Raw genomic sequence first — 15,601 nt, forward strand, 5'->3', positions numbered from 1 at the left:
AGCGACCATGCCCAGCAAAGCCGACAACGACAACCATGCGAATCAATGCAATCCCAACAATGATGAGTACTGGCACTCGCGCGGAGAGGATCAGCGCCCAGATGACTGGGAAAATCTCATCGCTCAGAAAAATCATGAAGGTTGACTGAGCATCCAGGCCGGCCACTCGATGATCTCAGTCTTCTTGTGGCTTGGTTGAATCGAATCCTTACCCGACTCTTCCTCAAGCAAATCCCATTTCTTGCGATAGTGGCGCCAGAGCGTGTTGTACTGATCCAGATCCAATATCATGAATGATTTTCCGTTGTCTTGAATCAAAATACTCTGCCAGTGAAGCGCCAGGAAAATCATGGGGTAAGGTGGCATGGCTTCATTGGCTCGTTCAGGTAAAAAATGACGCATGAGCTGTTCCCAATGCTCACATACCAGATCCAGTGTGAGCTTGGTAGAGCCATCAAAGTAGCTGCTGACAACACTGGCGCTTAGTGATTCCTGCTCTTGCGGCCTGTAGAGTATTGAAGCAAGCTTGCTTGGGCTTGGCGGTTTGTCAGGCCATTTTTTATATCGAGAATAGACCGCCAATGCATACAAAAACTCCAGCAGGCGACGGGAAGGCCGGAAGAAGAGATTCTTGCGAGATGTGGCAACTTGCTGCTTCAGCAAACCATCCTGTGGGCGCACCATCACCAACGGAAATAGCGGCATACTCTGCCGGCCAGAAAAATAATGGCTGCTCCATTCAGCATCCAAAGCACTTATCACATCAAGGTACAGTGTGTCCGAAAAATCCACAAATACCCGAGTTACCTGCAGCCAGCTTTCCAATTCAAGCACAGGTGTTGGACTCAATACTTCTCCAACTTGCGCCGAATGCTCCTTCATGTGGTTGTGCAGAATTAGCTTAAAACTCTCCAGTTCATTTTTAACGCATGCAAAAACCAGGGCTTCCAGAAAATCATCCAATTCCAACCCAGCCGCCTTACTGATCGGCAATGGAATATGAGGAAGAAACTCAAGTTGATGAATGAACCCGCTCCATGGACCGTACTTTCCAGAAGAGGTCCGAGGTATCATCTCCATGTGTTTCTGCGCTTTTTCCAGTTCAGCTGGATTTGAAAATTTGCGCCCTAGCAATCGGCCTATATGCTCATTTATTCTTCTCAGTGTGGATGGCCTGATCGCATCCAGGTTTCCCTGAGAGATACGTGCTTTAGACAATCCAGTGATTTCATGCAAAAAACTGGGCATGCTCTGGTTTCGGGCTTCTGCCATACCATGCAAAGGCAACAACGCGATTCCGTTCAATAGCCGAAGCGCTGCCGCAGAACCTCCGTCAGCCGCTGCCTGTTCTTCGCTATGTATGGACACTCGTAGCCCCCATTTTCTTAATATTGGCAGACCATATAATCCACCCTTGCTGACCCTAGCTAAAAATATCGTTTTCAATTACGGGGATCAGCATCAACGACAAGTCAACTTGTATGAGCAAGCATCGCATAGTTCTTGAACGTTTGATACCAGAGCATCTTCTTCAAGACAGAAGTCGATCACAGAACAATGGATGGAAGCAATGCTAAAAAAACTGCTGTGGATAGTGGCAGCGGCTGGCTTGGTCCCCGATGCCCAGGCCGTCATGAAATGCCTTGCCGACGGAAAAACCTGGTACCAGGATGCCCCTTGCCCGCAAGGCACCACCGCCAAGCCCATGCAACTGGACCCGCCCCCTGCATCCTCCAGGCCTTTGCGGGATGCGATGCCGACCGAGCCCGCCACCAAGCCCGCGTCTGCCCCCGCACCACAGGCTGTATCGCCCTCCTCCATGCTGGAGGAAGAAGCGCGCATGTGTCTTGACTGGTACCAGAAGAATGCCGGCCTGCCCCCGGGCGCAACGTACCTGAGTGCCACCAAGGATCGCCGGGTGGTGACCCTCGTGATTGCCGCCCCCGTTTCCATGACAAACCACACGGGCGCCAGAGTGCAGGGCACGACGCAGACGCCAGCTTCCTGCGAGATCAACGGCGGCAAGCTCGATGACGGATGGACGCGCACCCATGCCCGGCGTGGCAACTGGATTCAGTGAATGCAGCCCCGCAGCAAAACTTTGAAATTCAACCCAATGGACACGCGCATCCTGCTTTTGCATCTGGAGCACCCGCTGCAAGCCTATTCAGGCAGTGCATCGCCCGTTGAAATCGTCCTGGCCGGCCTGGGCTACGAAGCCTCCGACTACTGGCCGGGCCTGGCCATCGAATGGCTGGAGCAAGGTGCACCAGTGAACGCTGAGGTGCTTCAAGCGCTGGCCCTGGTATCTGAGAACAAGCACATTTCCCAACGGATTCGGCATCGCTGCTTCGCCGTTCTGCGCCGACATAAGGCGTAGCTGCATAGGGAACGGTTGCCAACGCCAAGCCTCTAGCGTCGCCAAAAAAAGCCCAATCAGTACGAGCCTGCAGCGACGAGCATGGCTCTGTTCAAAACTCCGTCGCCACAGTGCACGAATTCATGGCTCCGGCGAACTGCAGCCTTCCAACGCACGCAGATTCCCTGCATGTGAAGCGCAGGCAATATGTTCGCGCCCTCCCCCATCACGACACCCCAGCCGACAAGCCTTCATCCGCAAACCGCTTGGCCGCCTTGAGCAGATAGCTCACGGCATAGAGGATGGGGTCGTCAGCCTCGTCGCCATTCAGGTGGTCCACCACCTCGATGGCATAGCCCAGGTTCACCGCCGTGTCGTGCAACAGGCCCAGCAATTCCTTGTCCTCAGGCTCCAGCGACTGCGCCTGATCGGCCTTCACGTAGTAGATGCGCAGCAGATCCCGGCAGACGCAATTGATGGCCGTGATGTTGTGGCGTGCGTGCAGGTCCAGCACATCCAGCGCGGCGCCCATGTGCAGGACGGCGTCAATGGCGAGGTCGGCGAGCCGAGGCGCGGCAGAAGCAGCCGTTGAATGATCGGGATGATGAGGCATCCTGCGATGCTCGTTGAATCGGCGAGGGGCGTCTCTACGGAATTCGTAGAAGGAAGCCGAGCCAGGATGGTTGTCTTCGGCTTGGATACGACGATGGCGGCCACCCGTGGAAAAGTCTCACCGGATTGCGCAAATCCTCGGAGTGCCGACTGCCTACCTTTACTGCGAGGACGATGATCTTGCTGAAGTGATCCTGGCGTGGAGCACGCTTGCTCGCGGCGGTCGGGCGCAGGAGAAAAAAGCTGTATTGGGGTTGGTGGCTAGGCGGCAGGGGGAACGCCTGGGCAGCCGCTATGACGGGATGTCGGCAGGATGGGGCGGCAAGAGATTGCTGGCTGCGTATCGATATCGCCAAGAGAAGCTGCTCCTCTCAGACGACGGCAACCGGCCAAGAGCGGACATTGCTTTTATCCGATAGTCAAATCCAAAGCCGAATTTGCAACGTCGATTGAAAGTCGCAAAGGCTGGATATGGGTGTGTGGACAAAGTGTCAAGCTAACGGGCACCGAGCTTGGACACAATGGCGCCTCAGACGCCTTCTCGCCTGTCTACACCCCCCTCATGTCTTCCAACATCCTGACCTTTACCTGCATCGGCGCTGATGCCCTTATGCTCTCCGCGCTGCACGGTCACCTCCAGACCGCAGTCGGCCAGTTCGCCGACCAGTGGCCCGCGCCGCTGCAAGCTTGCTTCGACGACTGGGAGAAGCCCTTCGTGACCAGTACGTCGCTGCGGGGCGAGACGCTGCGCTTCGTGATTGACACCTCATCCGGTGACGAATTGGAGAAGGCGCATATCCAGGCACTGCACGACGCCGGCGCGACGCACATCCGAGTGCGCATCTGGTACGGGCAGGTCGGCGAAACGCGAACGCTGCATTACCAAGGCGGCAAAAAGGTTGCTGCCAAGGCCTTCCCGGCGCCGATGCTGACTGAGGAGGAGGAGCTGCTGGAGCTGCTGCTGGACGGCAAGGAGGCTGCCTTCGCCAAGGCCATCAAGGCCGGCGCACCGAAGAATGCCGTGGTCGATGGCACGCCGCTTCTGGTGCATGCGGCCAAGGCCCGGCTAGGCAAGGCGGTGTCGGCGCTGCTGGACGCGAACGTCGACCTAATCGCCTGCCTGGCCTGGGTCGACGAGGTCGCAGAGGTGGTGCAGAGCTACGGCGGCAAGAACACTCCGGCACTGCTGCGCACGCTCGTGCAGGCGCCACAAGCCGACCCCGTGGCGCTGTGGCGCTCGGAGTGTGTGCTGCGCGCGCTCTGCGAACATCCCGAACTGCTGGCCTTGCTGGCCTCTCGCGAGGGCGTGGACGTCAACGCGCAGATCCGCTGGGCCCTGCACCCGGAGCAGGTGAGGGGCAGCCTTCTCTTCAACAGTGTGAGTTTCTTTAAGGACCGGCTGGACGTGCTGGCCGTGCTGGAGACACTGGGCGCGCGCTCCGTTGCGCCGCCGGCCATGAGCGATCAGCGCCGCCTGGAGCGCCTGTACTGGCAGGAGCGCGACGCAGGAACCGTTGCCGAGCTGGTCGCCGCAGGGGTGAATCTGGACACCCCGCTGTGGGATGACCGCCCCACCTCCCTGCTGCGTAACGTCATGCGCCACCCGACGATGGGTTGCCAGCCGCTGACCCTGGCCAATGAGTTGCTCACCAACGGTGCCAGCGCCGCGTTCTGGATGGAGCCCGATGCGTTTCAGCGCGAGGTGTTAGTTGGCATTTTCGACGCCAAGGAGCGGGCGCTCATGGCCGACGTCCCACTGAACGGCGACCGACACTTCGTCCCGGCGCGCGATGGTCAGTTGATCTTGGATTTCTTGGCCGGGCTGCTTGCCCAGGGGTTAGACGCCAACATGCCTGTGCGCCTGTGCTTGCACAAATTGACGGGCAGCGGCATTGACGCTGACTTCCGCTACAAGCGTCTGTACTGGCGCGGCTCGCTGCTCGGTGCCGTTGCGCTGCTGCTGTGCGGTCGCGGCAGCGAGATGCGCCCGATCTGCCTACCGCTGGCGGCGCTGCTGCTGAGCTACGGCGCAGCCCCCGATGACGCAGGCGATCTGGTGGATAGCACGAAAGGCGAGATCTACTGGGACATCTTGCTGCGGGGCGACTGGAGCCGCGAGGCGTGGGACAGCCATCCCCCGACCGGCACGGTAGTTGAACGACTTCGCCATCGACAGAACCAAGTGCCGGACGAGGTCGACGCAGAACTCATCGCGATTTTGGAGAAGCGCGGCCGGTAGTAGGCCAGCCGACCGCTCGCCAGCCAACGTTTGCAAGAGCCTTCAGGCTTGCATTGAGTTACGCCGATGCGGCCGCAGGTCTTCGAAACTGGGGTGCTCTGGACGACCGCTTTTGAATTTGCTTCGAAGACCGCAATGGGTCGCCAGCCGACTGCTGGCCGGCAGCTTCAGGCTGGTTGCTATCTGTTAGCCCCACGGCAGACCTCTTGCCATCCATGCCGTCAACACCCCGCTGGCCGTCTTCTCGCACATGCCGGCAATGGCCCAGCAAGCCCCTGTTCTTTCTCAGTGACCAGCGTGCCGCGCCCCGGTCCTGAGAGCGCCAAAACTAAAATGCCGCCATGACTGCACCCTCGGCTTCCCCCCATTCCTTCGACAAACTTGCGCTTTCGCCTGCGACGCTCGCCAATCTTGAGCGGCTCGGCTACCTTGAAATGACGGCGATTCAGCTCGCCAGCCTGCCCCCTGCGCTTGAAGGCAAGGATGTGATCGCCCAGGCGAAGACCGGCAGCGGCAAGACCGCAGCCTTTGCCCTGGCGCTGCTGGCCAAGCTGGATACGCGCAATTTCTCGGTGCAAGGCCTGGTGCTCTGCCCCACCCGCGAGCTGGCCGATCAGGTGACGACCGAGATTCGCCGCCTGGCGCGTGCGGAAGACAACGTCAAGGTGGTGACCCTGTCCGGCGGCGTTCCGCTGCGCGGCCAGAACGCGAGCCTTGAGAACGGCGCGCACGTGATCGTGGGCACGCCCGGCCGTGTGATCGATCACCTGGACCGGGGCAATCTGAACCTTGATTCGCTGAACACCTTGGTGCTCGACGAAGCGGATCGCATGCTCGACATGGGTTTCGTCGATGACATCGCCAAGGTCGCCAAGCAGTGCCCCCCGCAGCGCCAGACCTTGCTGTTCTCCGCAACCTACCCTGAAGGCATCGCCAAGCTGGCCGCGCGATTCATGCGTGACCCGGTCACGGTCAAGGTTGCCGCGCAGCACAGCGGCGAGCAGATCGAGCAGCGCTGGTACGAGGTGGACAAGGAAGAGCGGCTGCCTGCGGTGGCTCGCCTGCTGGAGCATTTCCGGCCCGAGAGCACGCTGGCCTTCTGCAATACCAAGGCGCGCTGCCGGGCCCTTGCCGAGCTGCTGCAGGCCCAGGGCTACAGCGCGCTGGAGCTGCACGGCGATCTGGAGCAGCGTGACCGTGACCAGGTGCTGGTGCGCTTCGTGAACGGCAGTTGCTCCGTGCTGGTCGCCACCGATGTGGCGGCTCGCGGGCTGGATGTGACCAACCTGGGCGCCGTCATCAACGTGGACATCACGCCCGACCCTGAAGTGCACGTGCACCGCATCGGCCGCACAGGCCGCGCCGGCCAGAAAGGCCTGGCCCTGAGTCTTGCGACGATGGACGAAATGGGCGCGGTCGGAAACATCGAGCAGATGCAGGGCAGCCCATCCGTCTGGTACCCGCTGGACGAGCTGACGCCGACTCCCGGCGGCCGGCTCCTGCCATCCAAGGCCACCATCCACATCAATGCCAGCCGCAAGGACAAGATCCGCCCGGGCGATGTGCTGGGCGCGCTCACCGCAGACCTGGGCTACACCCGCGAGCAAGTGGGCAAGATCGACATCAACGAGTTCGCAACCTATGTGGCAGTGGACCGCAAGATTGCGCATGACGTGGTTGCCCGGCTCAATAGCGGAAAGATCAAGGGGCGAACGGTGAAGGCGCGCTTGCTCAAGGATTGAGCGGTTGCAGGCGCCGAGGCACGAACGACCACAACGGGTCGTTTCGCGCCAGCCACTGCCCATTCTTGTTTCGTTGGGATCGACGACCAACGATGGTCCTGGCTGCTCACCGGGTCCGTCGGCCGCGCCCTCGCCTTGAACGGTCTGGAAAGACCGGGCCTGTCATGACTGCGCGGCAGGGTTGGCCGCTTCGGCTTTTTCTGCGGGCGGCTGCAGCCCTTCGGCCAGCGCCGCGCCCAGCGCGTCGATCACTGCCCGCACGCCCGGCACGTTGCGGCGGTCGCGGTGATAGGCCAGGTACACCGGGCAGGACGGCAGCGGCGCATCCACCTCCAGCCGTGCCAGGCCGGGCACGGCATGGGCCATGGCGTCGGGCAGCAGGCAGATGCCCTGGCCTTGCTCCGTGGCCTCCTGGCGGGCCAGGTCGGAGCCGGATCGAAAGACGAACCGGGTGGCGCCCCGGCTGGCCAGCCACAGGTTGGAGGCGTCCTGCCGGCCGGTGGCCAGGTCCTGTCCCACGAAATCGTGGCTGGCGAAGTCCTGCACGCGCAGGCGGCGACCCGGCAGGCGCTGCTCGACATAGCCGTGCGAGGCGTACAGGCCAAACGTCAGTTGCCCCGCCCATTTCTCCACCACCACGGCCGAGCTGGAGCGCCCGACCCGGAGCGCGACGTCCACTTCGCGCCGCCCGACATCCGTGAAGCGCGACTCCACGGCCACTTCGATATGCAGTCCGGGGTGCGCGCTTCTCAACTGCGAGAGCACGGCGGTCACCGGCTTCACGAAGCCTTCGCCCATGCTGACGCGGATGGTGCCGGTCAGCGCATGGGCCTTCTCAGCGGGCCGGTCGTCGCGCTTGATGCCGCCCAGTCCCAGCTCGAATTGCTCGGCCAGCTCCACCAGTTCCATCGCATCGGGCTCGACCGTCGTCCCTGCGCTGCTGCGGTGTACCAGGGCGCGGCCCAGGGATTGCTCCAGCGCCTCGATGCGCCGCGCGACGGTGGAGGTGGACAGGCCCAGGGCAGCGCCTGCGGCCAGCAGGCTTTGGTGGCGGTGAAGCGCCAGGAGCACGCGCAGGTCATCCCAGGTGGTGGGCGGTTGGTTTTTCATGAATGCAAATCAGCTTACCAGCGCTGCCCATTCCCAGGCGGGCCCCCCGTCGCAATACTCGAGTGCATGAAAACCCCTTTTGATTTCTCCCAGAAAACCGTCCTGGTGACCGGCGCCTCCATGGGCATCGGTGAAGTATTCGCCAGGGAGCTTGCCCGCCGTGGCGCCAAAGTCGTGCTGATCGCGCGCAGCCGCGACAGGCTCGAGAAGCTCGCCCGCGAATTGCCCGGCGCCGAATTCCTGGTGGAGGACCTGGCCGCACCCGGGGCGGCCCGGCGGGTCTTCGAGGCCGTCAGCGCCAGGGGCCTGCTGCCGGACCTGCTGGTGAACAACGCCGGCTTCGGCACCCACGGCAGGTTTGATGAACTGGCGCTGGACATACAGCGGGAGGCCATCGACCTGAATGTGGGCGCCCTGGTGGAATTGACGCACCTGTGTCTCCCTGCACTGGAGCAGCGCCAGGGCGGCGTCATCAACATCGCCTCCACGGCAGCGTTTCAGCCGGTCCCGTACATGGCGGTCTACGCCGCGACCAAGGCCTTTGTCCTTTCGTTCAGCGAAGCGCTCTGGGCCGAGTACCGGCCGCGCGGCGTGCGCGTGCTGGCGTTGTGCCCGGGCGCTACCGACACGGCGTTCTTCGCCCGCGCCGGCGAGGCCGCATCCTTCGGGAAAAAAGCATCCAGCGAAGACGTGGTTCGCCTGGGGCTGAAAGCCTTCGACGACAACCGCGCCTCGGTGGTGCACGGCTGCGCCAACTACCTGACGGCCCTGGGCGGGCGCATTGTCACGCGCGAGTTCATGGCCCGGTTCACGGCGCGCGTGATGAGGCCTGCAGCGCAGCCGGCTTGAATGCCCCCGGTCTCAGGGATGCAAGTTCGCCGCGACCCGGCCATTCCTGGCCCAGGCCTGCGTTCACCAGTCAGCCGCCACTGCCGGCAGCCCTTCGTGCGAGGGAAAGTGCGGCAGCACCTCCTGGGCCAGTTCCTCCAGCACCTCGGCGGGCGGGCGCTGTGACCACTGGATGCCCAGCGCCGCGTGGTTCACCCCCGCCGCCTGCCACTGTTCGAGCAATGCCACCAGTCCCTTGCGCCCGGTGCGCAGGACATAGCCCCCATGCAACGGGGTCGGGGGGTGGCCGGGGTCATCGACTAGGTCGATCCACTCGTTCGTCATGTGCGGGCGGAACGCGCCTCCAGGGATCAGGTCACGCCAGGCGCGGATTTTCTCGGCCAGGTGCTGGGGCCCCCGGGGGGTATGGGTGGCACCGGGGTAGGTCAGCCAGCCATCTGCATGCTCGGCAATCCACGCCAGCGACTGGCCGGACGATCCCGTCACCATCAGCGGAATGCTCCCCGCAACGGGCTGGGGGAGAAACTCGGCGCCTTCCAGGCGCCCCAGCGGGGAATCGATGTCCAGGTGCCCGGGCTGCATGAGCTGGCGCATATAGGCAACCGCGTGGGAAAAGCGCTGTGCCCGGGCCTCGTGTTCCAGCCCGTAGGCGGGAAACTCCATCGGCCTGTCGCCGGAGGCCACGCCCATCACCAGCCGGCCACCGGAAAGCTGGTCAATGCTTGTGGCGGCCTTGGCCAGGTCGATCGGATGGCGCAGGGAGACGATGGCGCTGCCGGTGGCCAAGGCGACCTTGCGGGTACGGGCCGCCAGAAAAGACAGGTAGGTGAAGGGGTCGAATACCTGCCCGGCGTCCCCGAACGAGGGATCGAACAAGGGGACATCGCGCACCCACACGGCGGCAAAGCCATTCTGGTCGATGCGGGTGACCAGATCCGCCTGCCCGCGCAGCACCGACATGTCGCCCTTGTAGCTGCGCAGCGGCAGGAAGATGCCCACGGTCAGCCGGTCTGGTGCGAACATGCGCCGGTAGCCAGGGTGTGCGTAGAACGAGGCATAGGAAGCCCCGCCCGTGCGCGGGGAGAGAGGAGTTGCATTCATTGTCTGGACCTGACTCGTGTTCATGCGCCGGTTGCCGGTGCCGGCAGCGTGATGCCCTTGCGCACCGCAGGCCGGGCCGCGACCCGCTCATGCCATGCGCTCAGATGGCGGTGCCGGCTGAAGTCGAAGTGGATGATTCGCGCGATGTGCATCCAGCCGAAATGGGCAATGTCTGCAATGGAGTAGCTGTCGCCAGCCAGATAGGGACGGCCTTGCAGCGCGTGGTCCAGCACCGTGAACGCCTCCTCCGTCAGGCGCCGGTAGCGTTCGATGGCCGCAGGGTCAGGGCTGTCCGCGAACAGCTCGAAGTGCACGCGCTGGCCCAGCAGCGGCCCGACACTGGACGCCTGGAATTGCAGCCATTTGATCGCCTCCCAGCGGGCCTGCAGGTCCGCTGGCAGCAGCTGCCCGCTCCTGTCGGCCAGGTACAGAAGAATGGCCGCTGACTCAAACAACACCACACCCGTCTCGCTGTCCGTGAGCACGGGAATGCGGCCATGGGGATTCAGCGCCAGAAAGGCCGGCTGCCGGTGCTCGCCTTCATCGATGCGCACATGGTGCAGCTGGTAAGGCAGCGAAAGCTCTTCCAGCGCAATGGTCGCCTTGAAGCCATTGGGGGAGCTGTCTGAATAGAGATGGAGCATATAACTTTTAGATAAACTGAATTCATAGAATCACTGGCAAGACTTATTCTCAAGCGATAAACATCTCATTCAAAGCGATGATTTTTGCTCCATGAATTTAGTAAATCTAAAAACAATATGACCTATCCATTGCAGGCGCTGCGCACTTTCGTGGAAGTGGGGCAGCGCAAAAGCGTCAAGGCAGCGGCACAGGCCCTGCACGTCACGCCCGGCGCCGTCAGCCAGCAGATCCGCGTGCTGGAAGACCGCCTGGGAGTGGTGTTGCTGGAGCGTGAGCGCCTTGGCATGCGGCTGACCGAGGCAGGCGCCAGCGTGTTCCCCAGGCTGCGCGAAGCGTTTCTTCAAATCGACCAGGCCATGCACGACCTGGAAAGCACCAAGGCAAGACGGAGCCTGACCGTCAGCACGGTCGCCATGTTCGCGGCATCGTGGCTGGTGCCCCGGCTGGGGCGTTTCAAGCAATTGCACCCGGACATTGAAATCCGCGTGGAGGCCACATCGGAACTGGTGGACCTGCGGCGCGACCGGGTGGACGTGGCCTTGCGCCACGGGCTGGGAGACTATCCGGGGCTGGAGGTTCTCCCCCTCATGGCGCCGGTTCTGACGCCCGTCGCCTCGCCGGGATTCCTGAAGGCGCACGGGGCCGTGATCCATGGGGCCGGCGATTGCCTCGACTACCCCCTGCTGCACGACGGCGACCGCGCAGACTGGCCGCTCTGGCTGAAAGCGCATGGCGTGGCCGACGACCTGCGCGCGGAGCGCGGCAGTGCCTTTGACGATGACTTCCTGCTGATCCGTGCGGCAGAGGCTGGCCAGGGCCTGGCGCTGGTGCCGCAGGCCTATGCCCAGGAAGAAATCGCGGCGGGCCGGCTCATCCAGGTGCTGGACAAGCCATGGCCCGCACGATTTGCCTACTACGCGGTGACGCGGCCCGGAGCGGCCGACCGCCCCGAAGTGCGCGCGTTCCTGGAATGGATTCGCGACGAGGCGGGAAAAAACCTGTCCCCTTCCCAACCCTAGCCCAGCACGAGCCTTGCTAGCCTTGGCACATGCTGATCTCCGAACTCGCCCGGCTCACGGGCGTCTCCATCCACGCGCTGCGGCACTACGAGCGCGCGGGCCTGCTCAAGCCCCGGCGCCTGCCCAATGGCTACCGCGACTATCCGCGCTCGGCCCGGCGCGAGGTGGTGTTCATCGCCATGTCCCGCGCGCTGGGGTTCGGGCTGCCGCGCATTGCGGAGAACCTGCGCGCCTGGCGTGCGGGGCGCATAGGCCCCGGTGACCTGGCCGATGCCGTGCAGCAGCGCGTACAGGAGATAGACGAACAGATCGCTGCGCTGCAGGCCCAGCGCGCCCAGGCCCTGGACCATGTGCAGTGGCTGCGCGCCCGCCAGGCCGAGCGGGATCTGACGCAGACGGCACCGGCCCCATCCAACGCACCCGACAAACCCGCCGCGCCCTGGCCGCGCGTGCGCCGTGCCGCTTCACCCACCACGAAGGAGACAGGCCATGACTGAGCCGACCACGCACCCCACCCCATCCACCCAGGCGCTGCAGAACGCCGTGCTGGCCATGCCCATGGCGCGCACCCTGGGCCTGCGCTTCGTGCGTGCCGAGCCCGGAGCCACCGAGCTGGAGATGCCCTGTGCTTTCAGCCGGGCCAGTTGCAGGCCACGGCGGTCTTTGCACTGGGCGACTTTGCGGCGGTGTCGGCCGCAGGTTCGCTGCTGCCTGCCGGCTGGGCCAATGCCACGGTGGACGGCAGCGTGAAGCTCTTCGCCCCCGCACGCGGCACCCACCTGCGGGCGCGCGGCCGCGTGGTGGATGCCGGCCGCGTGCTCAGCATCTGCGCAGCCGACCTGTTCGCGGTGGCCGAGGATGGTCATGAAACGCATTGCGCGACCTGGCTGGGGACTGCGCGCAATCTGGAGCCCAGGCCAGCGCGGGCCTGAGGGCGCTCCCGCCGCCTCCCCACCCCGTATGTCAGCGCCTGCGTCGTGGCGGTTGCGGGGTTGCCGAAGGACAGATCACCTCGCCAAGGGCCACCACTGCTACAGGCTCTGCTTCAAGCCAATCTTCTCTTCGGATAGGGAATCTCGCCTGTTGCGGATAAGCAGGACCAACAGCGCACAGGACAGGAGAGAAGAAAATGAGAAAACATAATTGATCATGGAATAACTGGAGCCATGAAATCCCAATGACATCGGGGCAAAAAACACCAATGCGTAAACAACCCAAAAAATGATTCTTGACGACCAATAAAGGCCTAGCCCGCCAGAAATTGCTGCCGCATAGAAAAACCCCACATCCGTAGTTCCTTTGCACACCAAGGAAAGGAACCCCTCACCGACAATTTGATAACCATTGGCCATCGATATTTCATAGAACAGCATGAATACAAACAATGCAACAGCCGGAATAATGGCACAATAAATCATCAATGAAGAAGAATCTTTGATGAACTGAAATTGCACTGCCCATCTTCCACGATTTTTTGATATCTCCATCGCCAGAAGAGCACAGACTCCCATGGCAGGCAGTTCTGCCAAAAGCAATATGGCAGAAGCTTGGGATTGAATTGCAGAATACATTGCACCCAGCCCTGCAACAGACATTGACAATATATAAAGCAGATATTTTCCAAAGAAAGAATTGGCATAGCCAGGAATCAAAACGGAAAATATTCTTCTGCCAGGCAATCCACGAAAATTGAATGAAAAACCGAATTGACAGTATTTCCGCATCAAAGCATATGCGGCAATGGAAAAAATGATGTCACTGAACAGATAGGCAAGAGCGACCGAGTCATCACTCATCCACTCATTCCTCCCAAGCAGCACCAGCACAACAATCACACAGGCTGCATGGAAAAAAACCTGCCACATTCTGAATTTTGCAACGATGGCAGTATGTGATCTTGACTCAAGAACGCAGCTACATACATTGATGATTCCGAAGAATGGAATACACAGAATTATCAATCTTGCCTGCGATACGGCCCCATCCAACAGTTCCTCTGGCAAACCGGATATCAGGGTTTTCGAGATAACAGGAAGCCAATACACCAGAATAAAACAAAACCCGGTGTATAGGAGGACCAGCCAAAGCAGCAAACTGATGAGTGAGTCTGACTGCTCCTTATCTTTGCTGGCAGCCATTTCCGAAAAGAAGATGGCGCCAATACTCGCCGGAAATACAAAGAAAAGTGAAGCAAAGGAAAGAGCTATGCTGAATTGGGCAACAAGAGCAGGGCTATGGAAACTAATGGCAAAAATGGTGACCATGGAGGCAAGCGGCGGGGCGGAGCGCCCAACTGCGAGGTCAAATACCCGCTTTGCATCACCAGGCCTCATACCTATCCCTCCTCCGCAGAATCAAAACCCATGATATATGACCCGAATTCTTTGAAATGAAGATCCTGGGTTACGTTGAAGCTGCCATTCATTATTCATTGCCCGCCATCCCTGTCACTGCGGAATATGGACAAACATATCGGCGCAATCCTTGAGATACACTGGATGCAACAATAGAAAATCTCTTGAGCCGATATAAAAATCAATCATTCAATGCGAAAATGCATGACGCAATCGGACTGGTCTGAAAAGCGTGATGCGGGCATGCGCTGCCCCAGCATCTGAATGAGATCTCGCAGTCTGCCGACCCTGTCTTTACATCGGCGACCTGTATGCACGCCACTGCGCTGTAGCGGTTGCAGCATTGCAGTCCTGCCGAAGGACAGGACTGCTCCCTTGTCTGACGCGGGTCCAAAACAGACCCGACCAGTCAACTCACCCCCGCAGCTTCGCCCGCCGCGCCTTCACTGCTGCAGCCAGCTGCTCCAGCACAGGCACGGTCTGCTCCAGGCTGATGCAGGCATCGGTCACGGACACGCCATGCGCCAGCGGCTGGCCGTCCACGATGTCCTGCCGCCCTTCCTGCAGGTGGCTTTCGATCATCAACCCCGTGATGCGGGCATCGCCACCGGCGATCTGCTGGGCCACGTCGGCCGCCACGTCGATCTGGCGGCGGTGCTGCTTGCTGCTGTTGGCGTGGGAGACATCGATCATGACCTGCGGGCGCAGGCCTGCGCCTTCCAGCAGGGCGCAGGCGGCCTGCACATGCTCGGCGCCGTAGTTGGGCTGCTTGCCGCCGCGCAGGATGACGTGGCAGTCGCCATTGCCGCGGGTCTCGAAGATGGCGGACTGGCCCATCTTGGTCATGCCCATGAAGGCGTGGGGCGCGCTGGCCGCCTGGATGGCGTCGCTGGCCACCTTGACGCCACCGTCCGTGCCGTTCTTGAAGCCCACGGGGCAGGACAGGCCGCTGGCCAGCTGGCGGTGGCTCTGGCTTTCCGTGGTGCGCGCGCCGATGGCGCCCCAGCTGACCAGGTCGCTGATGAATTGCGGCGACAGCAGGTCCAGGAATTCCGTGCCCACGGGCAGGCCCAGGGCCAGCACGTCCAGCAGCAGGGCGCGGGCCATTTCCAGGCCTTCGTTGATGGCGAAGCTGCCGTCCAGGTGCGGGTCGTTGATGTAGCCCTTCCAGCCCACGGTGGTGCGGGGCTTCTCGAAGTAGACGCGCATGACCACGAGCAGCTCGCCGGCCAGGGCGTCGGCCTGGGCCTTGAGCTGGCGCGCATAGTCCATGGCCTGGTCGTGGTCGTGGATGGAGCAGGGTCCGACGACGACGATGAGCCGGTCGTCCCGGCCCTGCAGTACGTCCGAGATGGCGGCGCGGCTGGTTTCCACCAGTTGCTGCGCGGCTTCGGGCGCGGGCAGCCATTCCTGCAGCAGGGCCGGGGTGATCAGGGGGCGCACGGCCTTGATGCGCAGGTCGTCGATGCGGGTGGTGTCGTGCGTGCTCAGGGGCACGGCACTGCGTTGTACGTGGGTGGGGGTGGTCATGGCGCTATTGTCGCGCCTTGAGGTTTCCCGACCGGGGCGGG

General features: G+C 61.9%; 16 protein-coding genes and 1 pseudogene. 10 read left to right on the plus strand and 7 right to left on the minus strand.

Features of this window, described 5'->3' with window-relative positions:
• Positions 1-7: 7 nt before the first annotated feature.
• Complete coding sequence (locus ACF8ME_RS07475; RefSeq protein WP_189354339.1) at positions 8-145, plus strand: hypothetical protein; 138 nt, start codon at positions 8-10, stop codon at positions 143-145.
• Here ACF8ME_RS07475 and ACF8ME_RS07480 read toward each other — a convergent pair.
• Positions 133-1,446 carry a hypothetical protein gene (locus ACF8ME_RS07480; RefSeq protein WP_392415907.1) on the minus strand — a complete coding sequence of 438 codons (1,314 nt, stop codon included), beginning with the start codon at positions 1,444-1,446 and terminating at the stop codon, positions 133-135. The two genes, ACF8ME_RS07475 and ACF8ME_RS07480, sit on opposite strands and share 13 nt — an antisense overlap.
• A gap of 373 nt (positions 1,447-1,819) precedes the next feature.
• Here ACF8ME_RS07480 and ACF8ME_RS07485 point away from each other — a divergent pair, with 373 nt between their 5' ends.
• Both ACF8ME_RS07485 and ACF8ME_RS07490 read left to right on the plus strand, forming a co-directional pair.
• The gene (locus tag ACF8ME_RS07485) at positions 1,820-2,080 is read left to right on the plus strand and encodes a hypothetical protein (protein ID WP_133074251.1); all 261 of its coding nucleotides are present in this window, start codon (positions 1,820-1,822) and stop codon (positions 2,078-2,080) included.
• On the plus strand, positions 2,081-2,380 hold the full coding sequence (locus ACF8ME_RS07490) for a hypothetical protein (RefSeq protein ID WP_047325944.1): 300 nt from the start codon (positions 2,081-2,083) through the stop codon (positions 2,378-2,380).
• 205 nt (positions 2,381-2,585) lie between these two features.
• On the opposite strand, the gene ACF8ME_RS07495 is transcribed toward ACF8ME_RS07490, so the two are convergent.
• Complete coding sequence (locus ACF8ME_RS07495; RefSeq protein ID WP_047325945.1) at positions 2,586-2,972, minus strand: hypothetical protein; 387 nt, start codon at positions 2,970-2,972, stop codon at positions 2,586-2,588.
• A gap of 106 nt (positions 2,973-3,078) precedes the next feature.
• On the opposite strand from ACF8ME_RS07495, the gene ACF8ME_RS07500 reads away from it, so the two are divergent.
• The 3 genes from ACF8ME_RS07500 to dbpA all read left to right on the plus strand — a co-directional run bounded on the left by ACF8ME_RS07500 (position 3,079) and on the right by dbpA (position 6,952).
• Entirely contained in the window at positions 3,079-3,390 is a 312-nt protein-coding gene (locus ACF8ME_RS07500; RefSeq protein WP_193584884.1) for a hypothetical protein, read from the plus strand.
• A 143-nt stretch (positions 3,391-3,533) separates the two neighbouring features.
• Complete coding sequence (locus tag ACF8ME_RS07505; RefSeq protein ID WP_016450329.1) at positions 3,534-5,210, plus strand: hypothetical protein; 1,677 nt, start codon at positions 3,534-3,536, stop codon at positions 5,208-5,210.
• 341 nt (positions 5,211-5,551) lie between these two features.
• On the plus strand, positions 5,552-6,952 hold the full coding sequence (gene dbpA / locus ACF8ME_RS07510; protein WP_016454517.1) for an ATP-dependent RNA helicase DbpA: 1,401 nt from the start codon (positions 5,552-5,554) through the stop codon (positions 6,950-6,952).
• A 162-nt stretch (positions 6,953-7,114) separates the two neighbouring features.
• On the opposite strand, the gene ACF8ME_RS07515 is transcribed toward dbpA, so the two are convergent.
• A complete protein-coding gene (locus tag ACF8ME_RS07515) occupies positions 7,115-8,062 on the minus strand; it encodes a LysR family transcriptional regulator (RefSeq protein ID WP_047325946.1) in 948 nt (315 codons plus the stop codon).
• A gap of 66 nt (positions 8,063-8,128) precedes the next feature.
• On the opposite strand from ACF8ME_RS07515, the gene ACF8ME_RS07520 reads away from it, so the two are divergent.
• Entirely contained in the window at positions 8,129-8,911 is a 783-nt protein-coding gene (locus tag ACF8ME_RS07520) for an SDR family oxidoreductase (RefSeq protein ID WP_016450326.1), read from the plus strand.
• A 63-nt stretch (positions 8,912-8,974) separates the two neighbouring features.
• On the opposite strand, the gene ACF8ME_RS07525 is transcribed toward ACF8ME_RS07520, so the two are convergent.
• Together ACF8ME_RS07525 and ACF8ME_RS07530 are read right to left on the minus strand one after the other, a co-directional pair.
• Positions 8,975-10,012, minus strand: a complete 1,038-nt coding sequence (locus ACF8ME_RS07525) for an LLM class oxidoreductase (protein ID WP_047325948.1) — start codon at positions 10,010-10,012, stop codon at positions 8,975-8,977.
• A gap of 20 nt (positions 10,013-10,032) precedes the next feature.
• Positions 10,033-10,656: a glutathione S-transferase family protein gene (locus tag ACF8ME_RS07530; protein ID WP_047325949.1), complete on the minus strand. Its 624-nt coding sequence runs from the start codon at positions 10,654-10,656 to the stop codon at positions 10,033-10,035.
• 117 nt (positions 10,657-10,773) lie between these two features.
• On the opposite strand from ACF8ME_RS07530, the gene ACF8ME_RS07535 reads away from it, so the two are divergent.
• The 3 genes and pseudogenes from ACF8ME_RS07535 (at position 10,774) to ACF8ME_RS07545 (ending at position 12,608) form a co-directional block, all read left to right on the plus strand.
• On the plus strand, positions 10,774-11,676 hold the full coding sequence (locus ACF8ME_RS07535; protein WP_209672543.1) for a LysR substrate-binding domain-containing protein: 903 nt from the start codon (positions 10,774-10,776) through the stop codon (positions 11,674-11,676).
• 29 nt (positions 11,677-11,705) lie between these two features.
• Complete coding sequence (locus ACF8ME_RS07540; protein ID WP_392415909.1) at positions 11,706-12,173, plus strand: MerR family DNA-binding transcriptional regulator; 468 nt, start codon at positions 11,706-11,708, stop codon at positions 12,171-12,173.
• Positions 12,166-12,608 (plus strand): annotated as a pseudogene (locus tag ACF8ME_RS07545) (PaaI family thioesterase). Before ACF8ME_RS07540 ends, ACF8ME_RS07545 begins: the two are co-directional and overlap by 8 nt.
• A gap of 99 nt (positions 12,609-12,707) precedes the next feature.
• On the opposite strand, the gene ACF8ME_RS07550 reads toward ACF8ME_RS07545, so the two are convergent.
• Positions 12,708-14,009, minus strand: a complete 1,302-nt coding sequence (locus ACF8ME_RS07550; protein WP_392415911.1) for an MATE family efflux transporter — start codon at positions 14,007-14,009, stop codon at positions 12,708-12,710.
• Between the two features lie 435 nt (positions 14,010-14,444).
• Positions 14,445-15,560: a 3-deoxy-7-phosphoheptulonate synthase gene (locus ACF8ME_RS07555; RefSeq protein ID WP_043825515.1), complete on the minus strand. Its 1,116-nt coding sequence runs from the start codon at positions 15,558-15,560 to the stop codon at positions 14,445-14,447.
• Positions 15,561-15,601: the final 41 nt, after the last annotated feature.

The sequence above is a fragment of the Delftia sp. WSY_7 genome (assembly GCF_043104845.1).
GTDB lineage: Bacteria > Pseudomonadota > Gammaproteobacteria > Burkholderiales > Burkholderiaceae_C > Comamonas > Comamonas tsuruhatensis.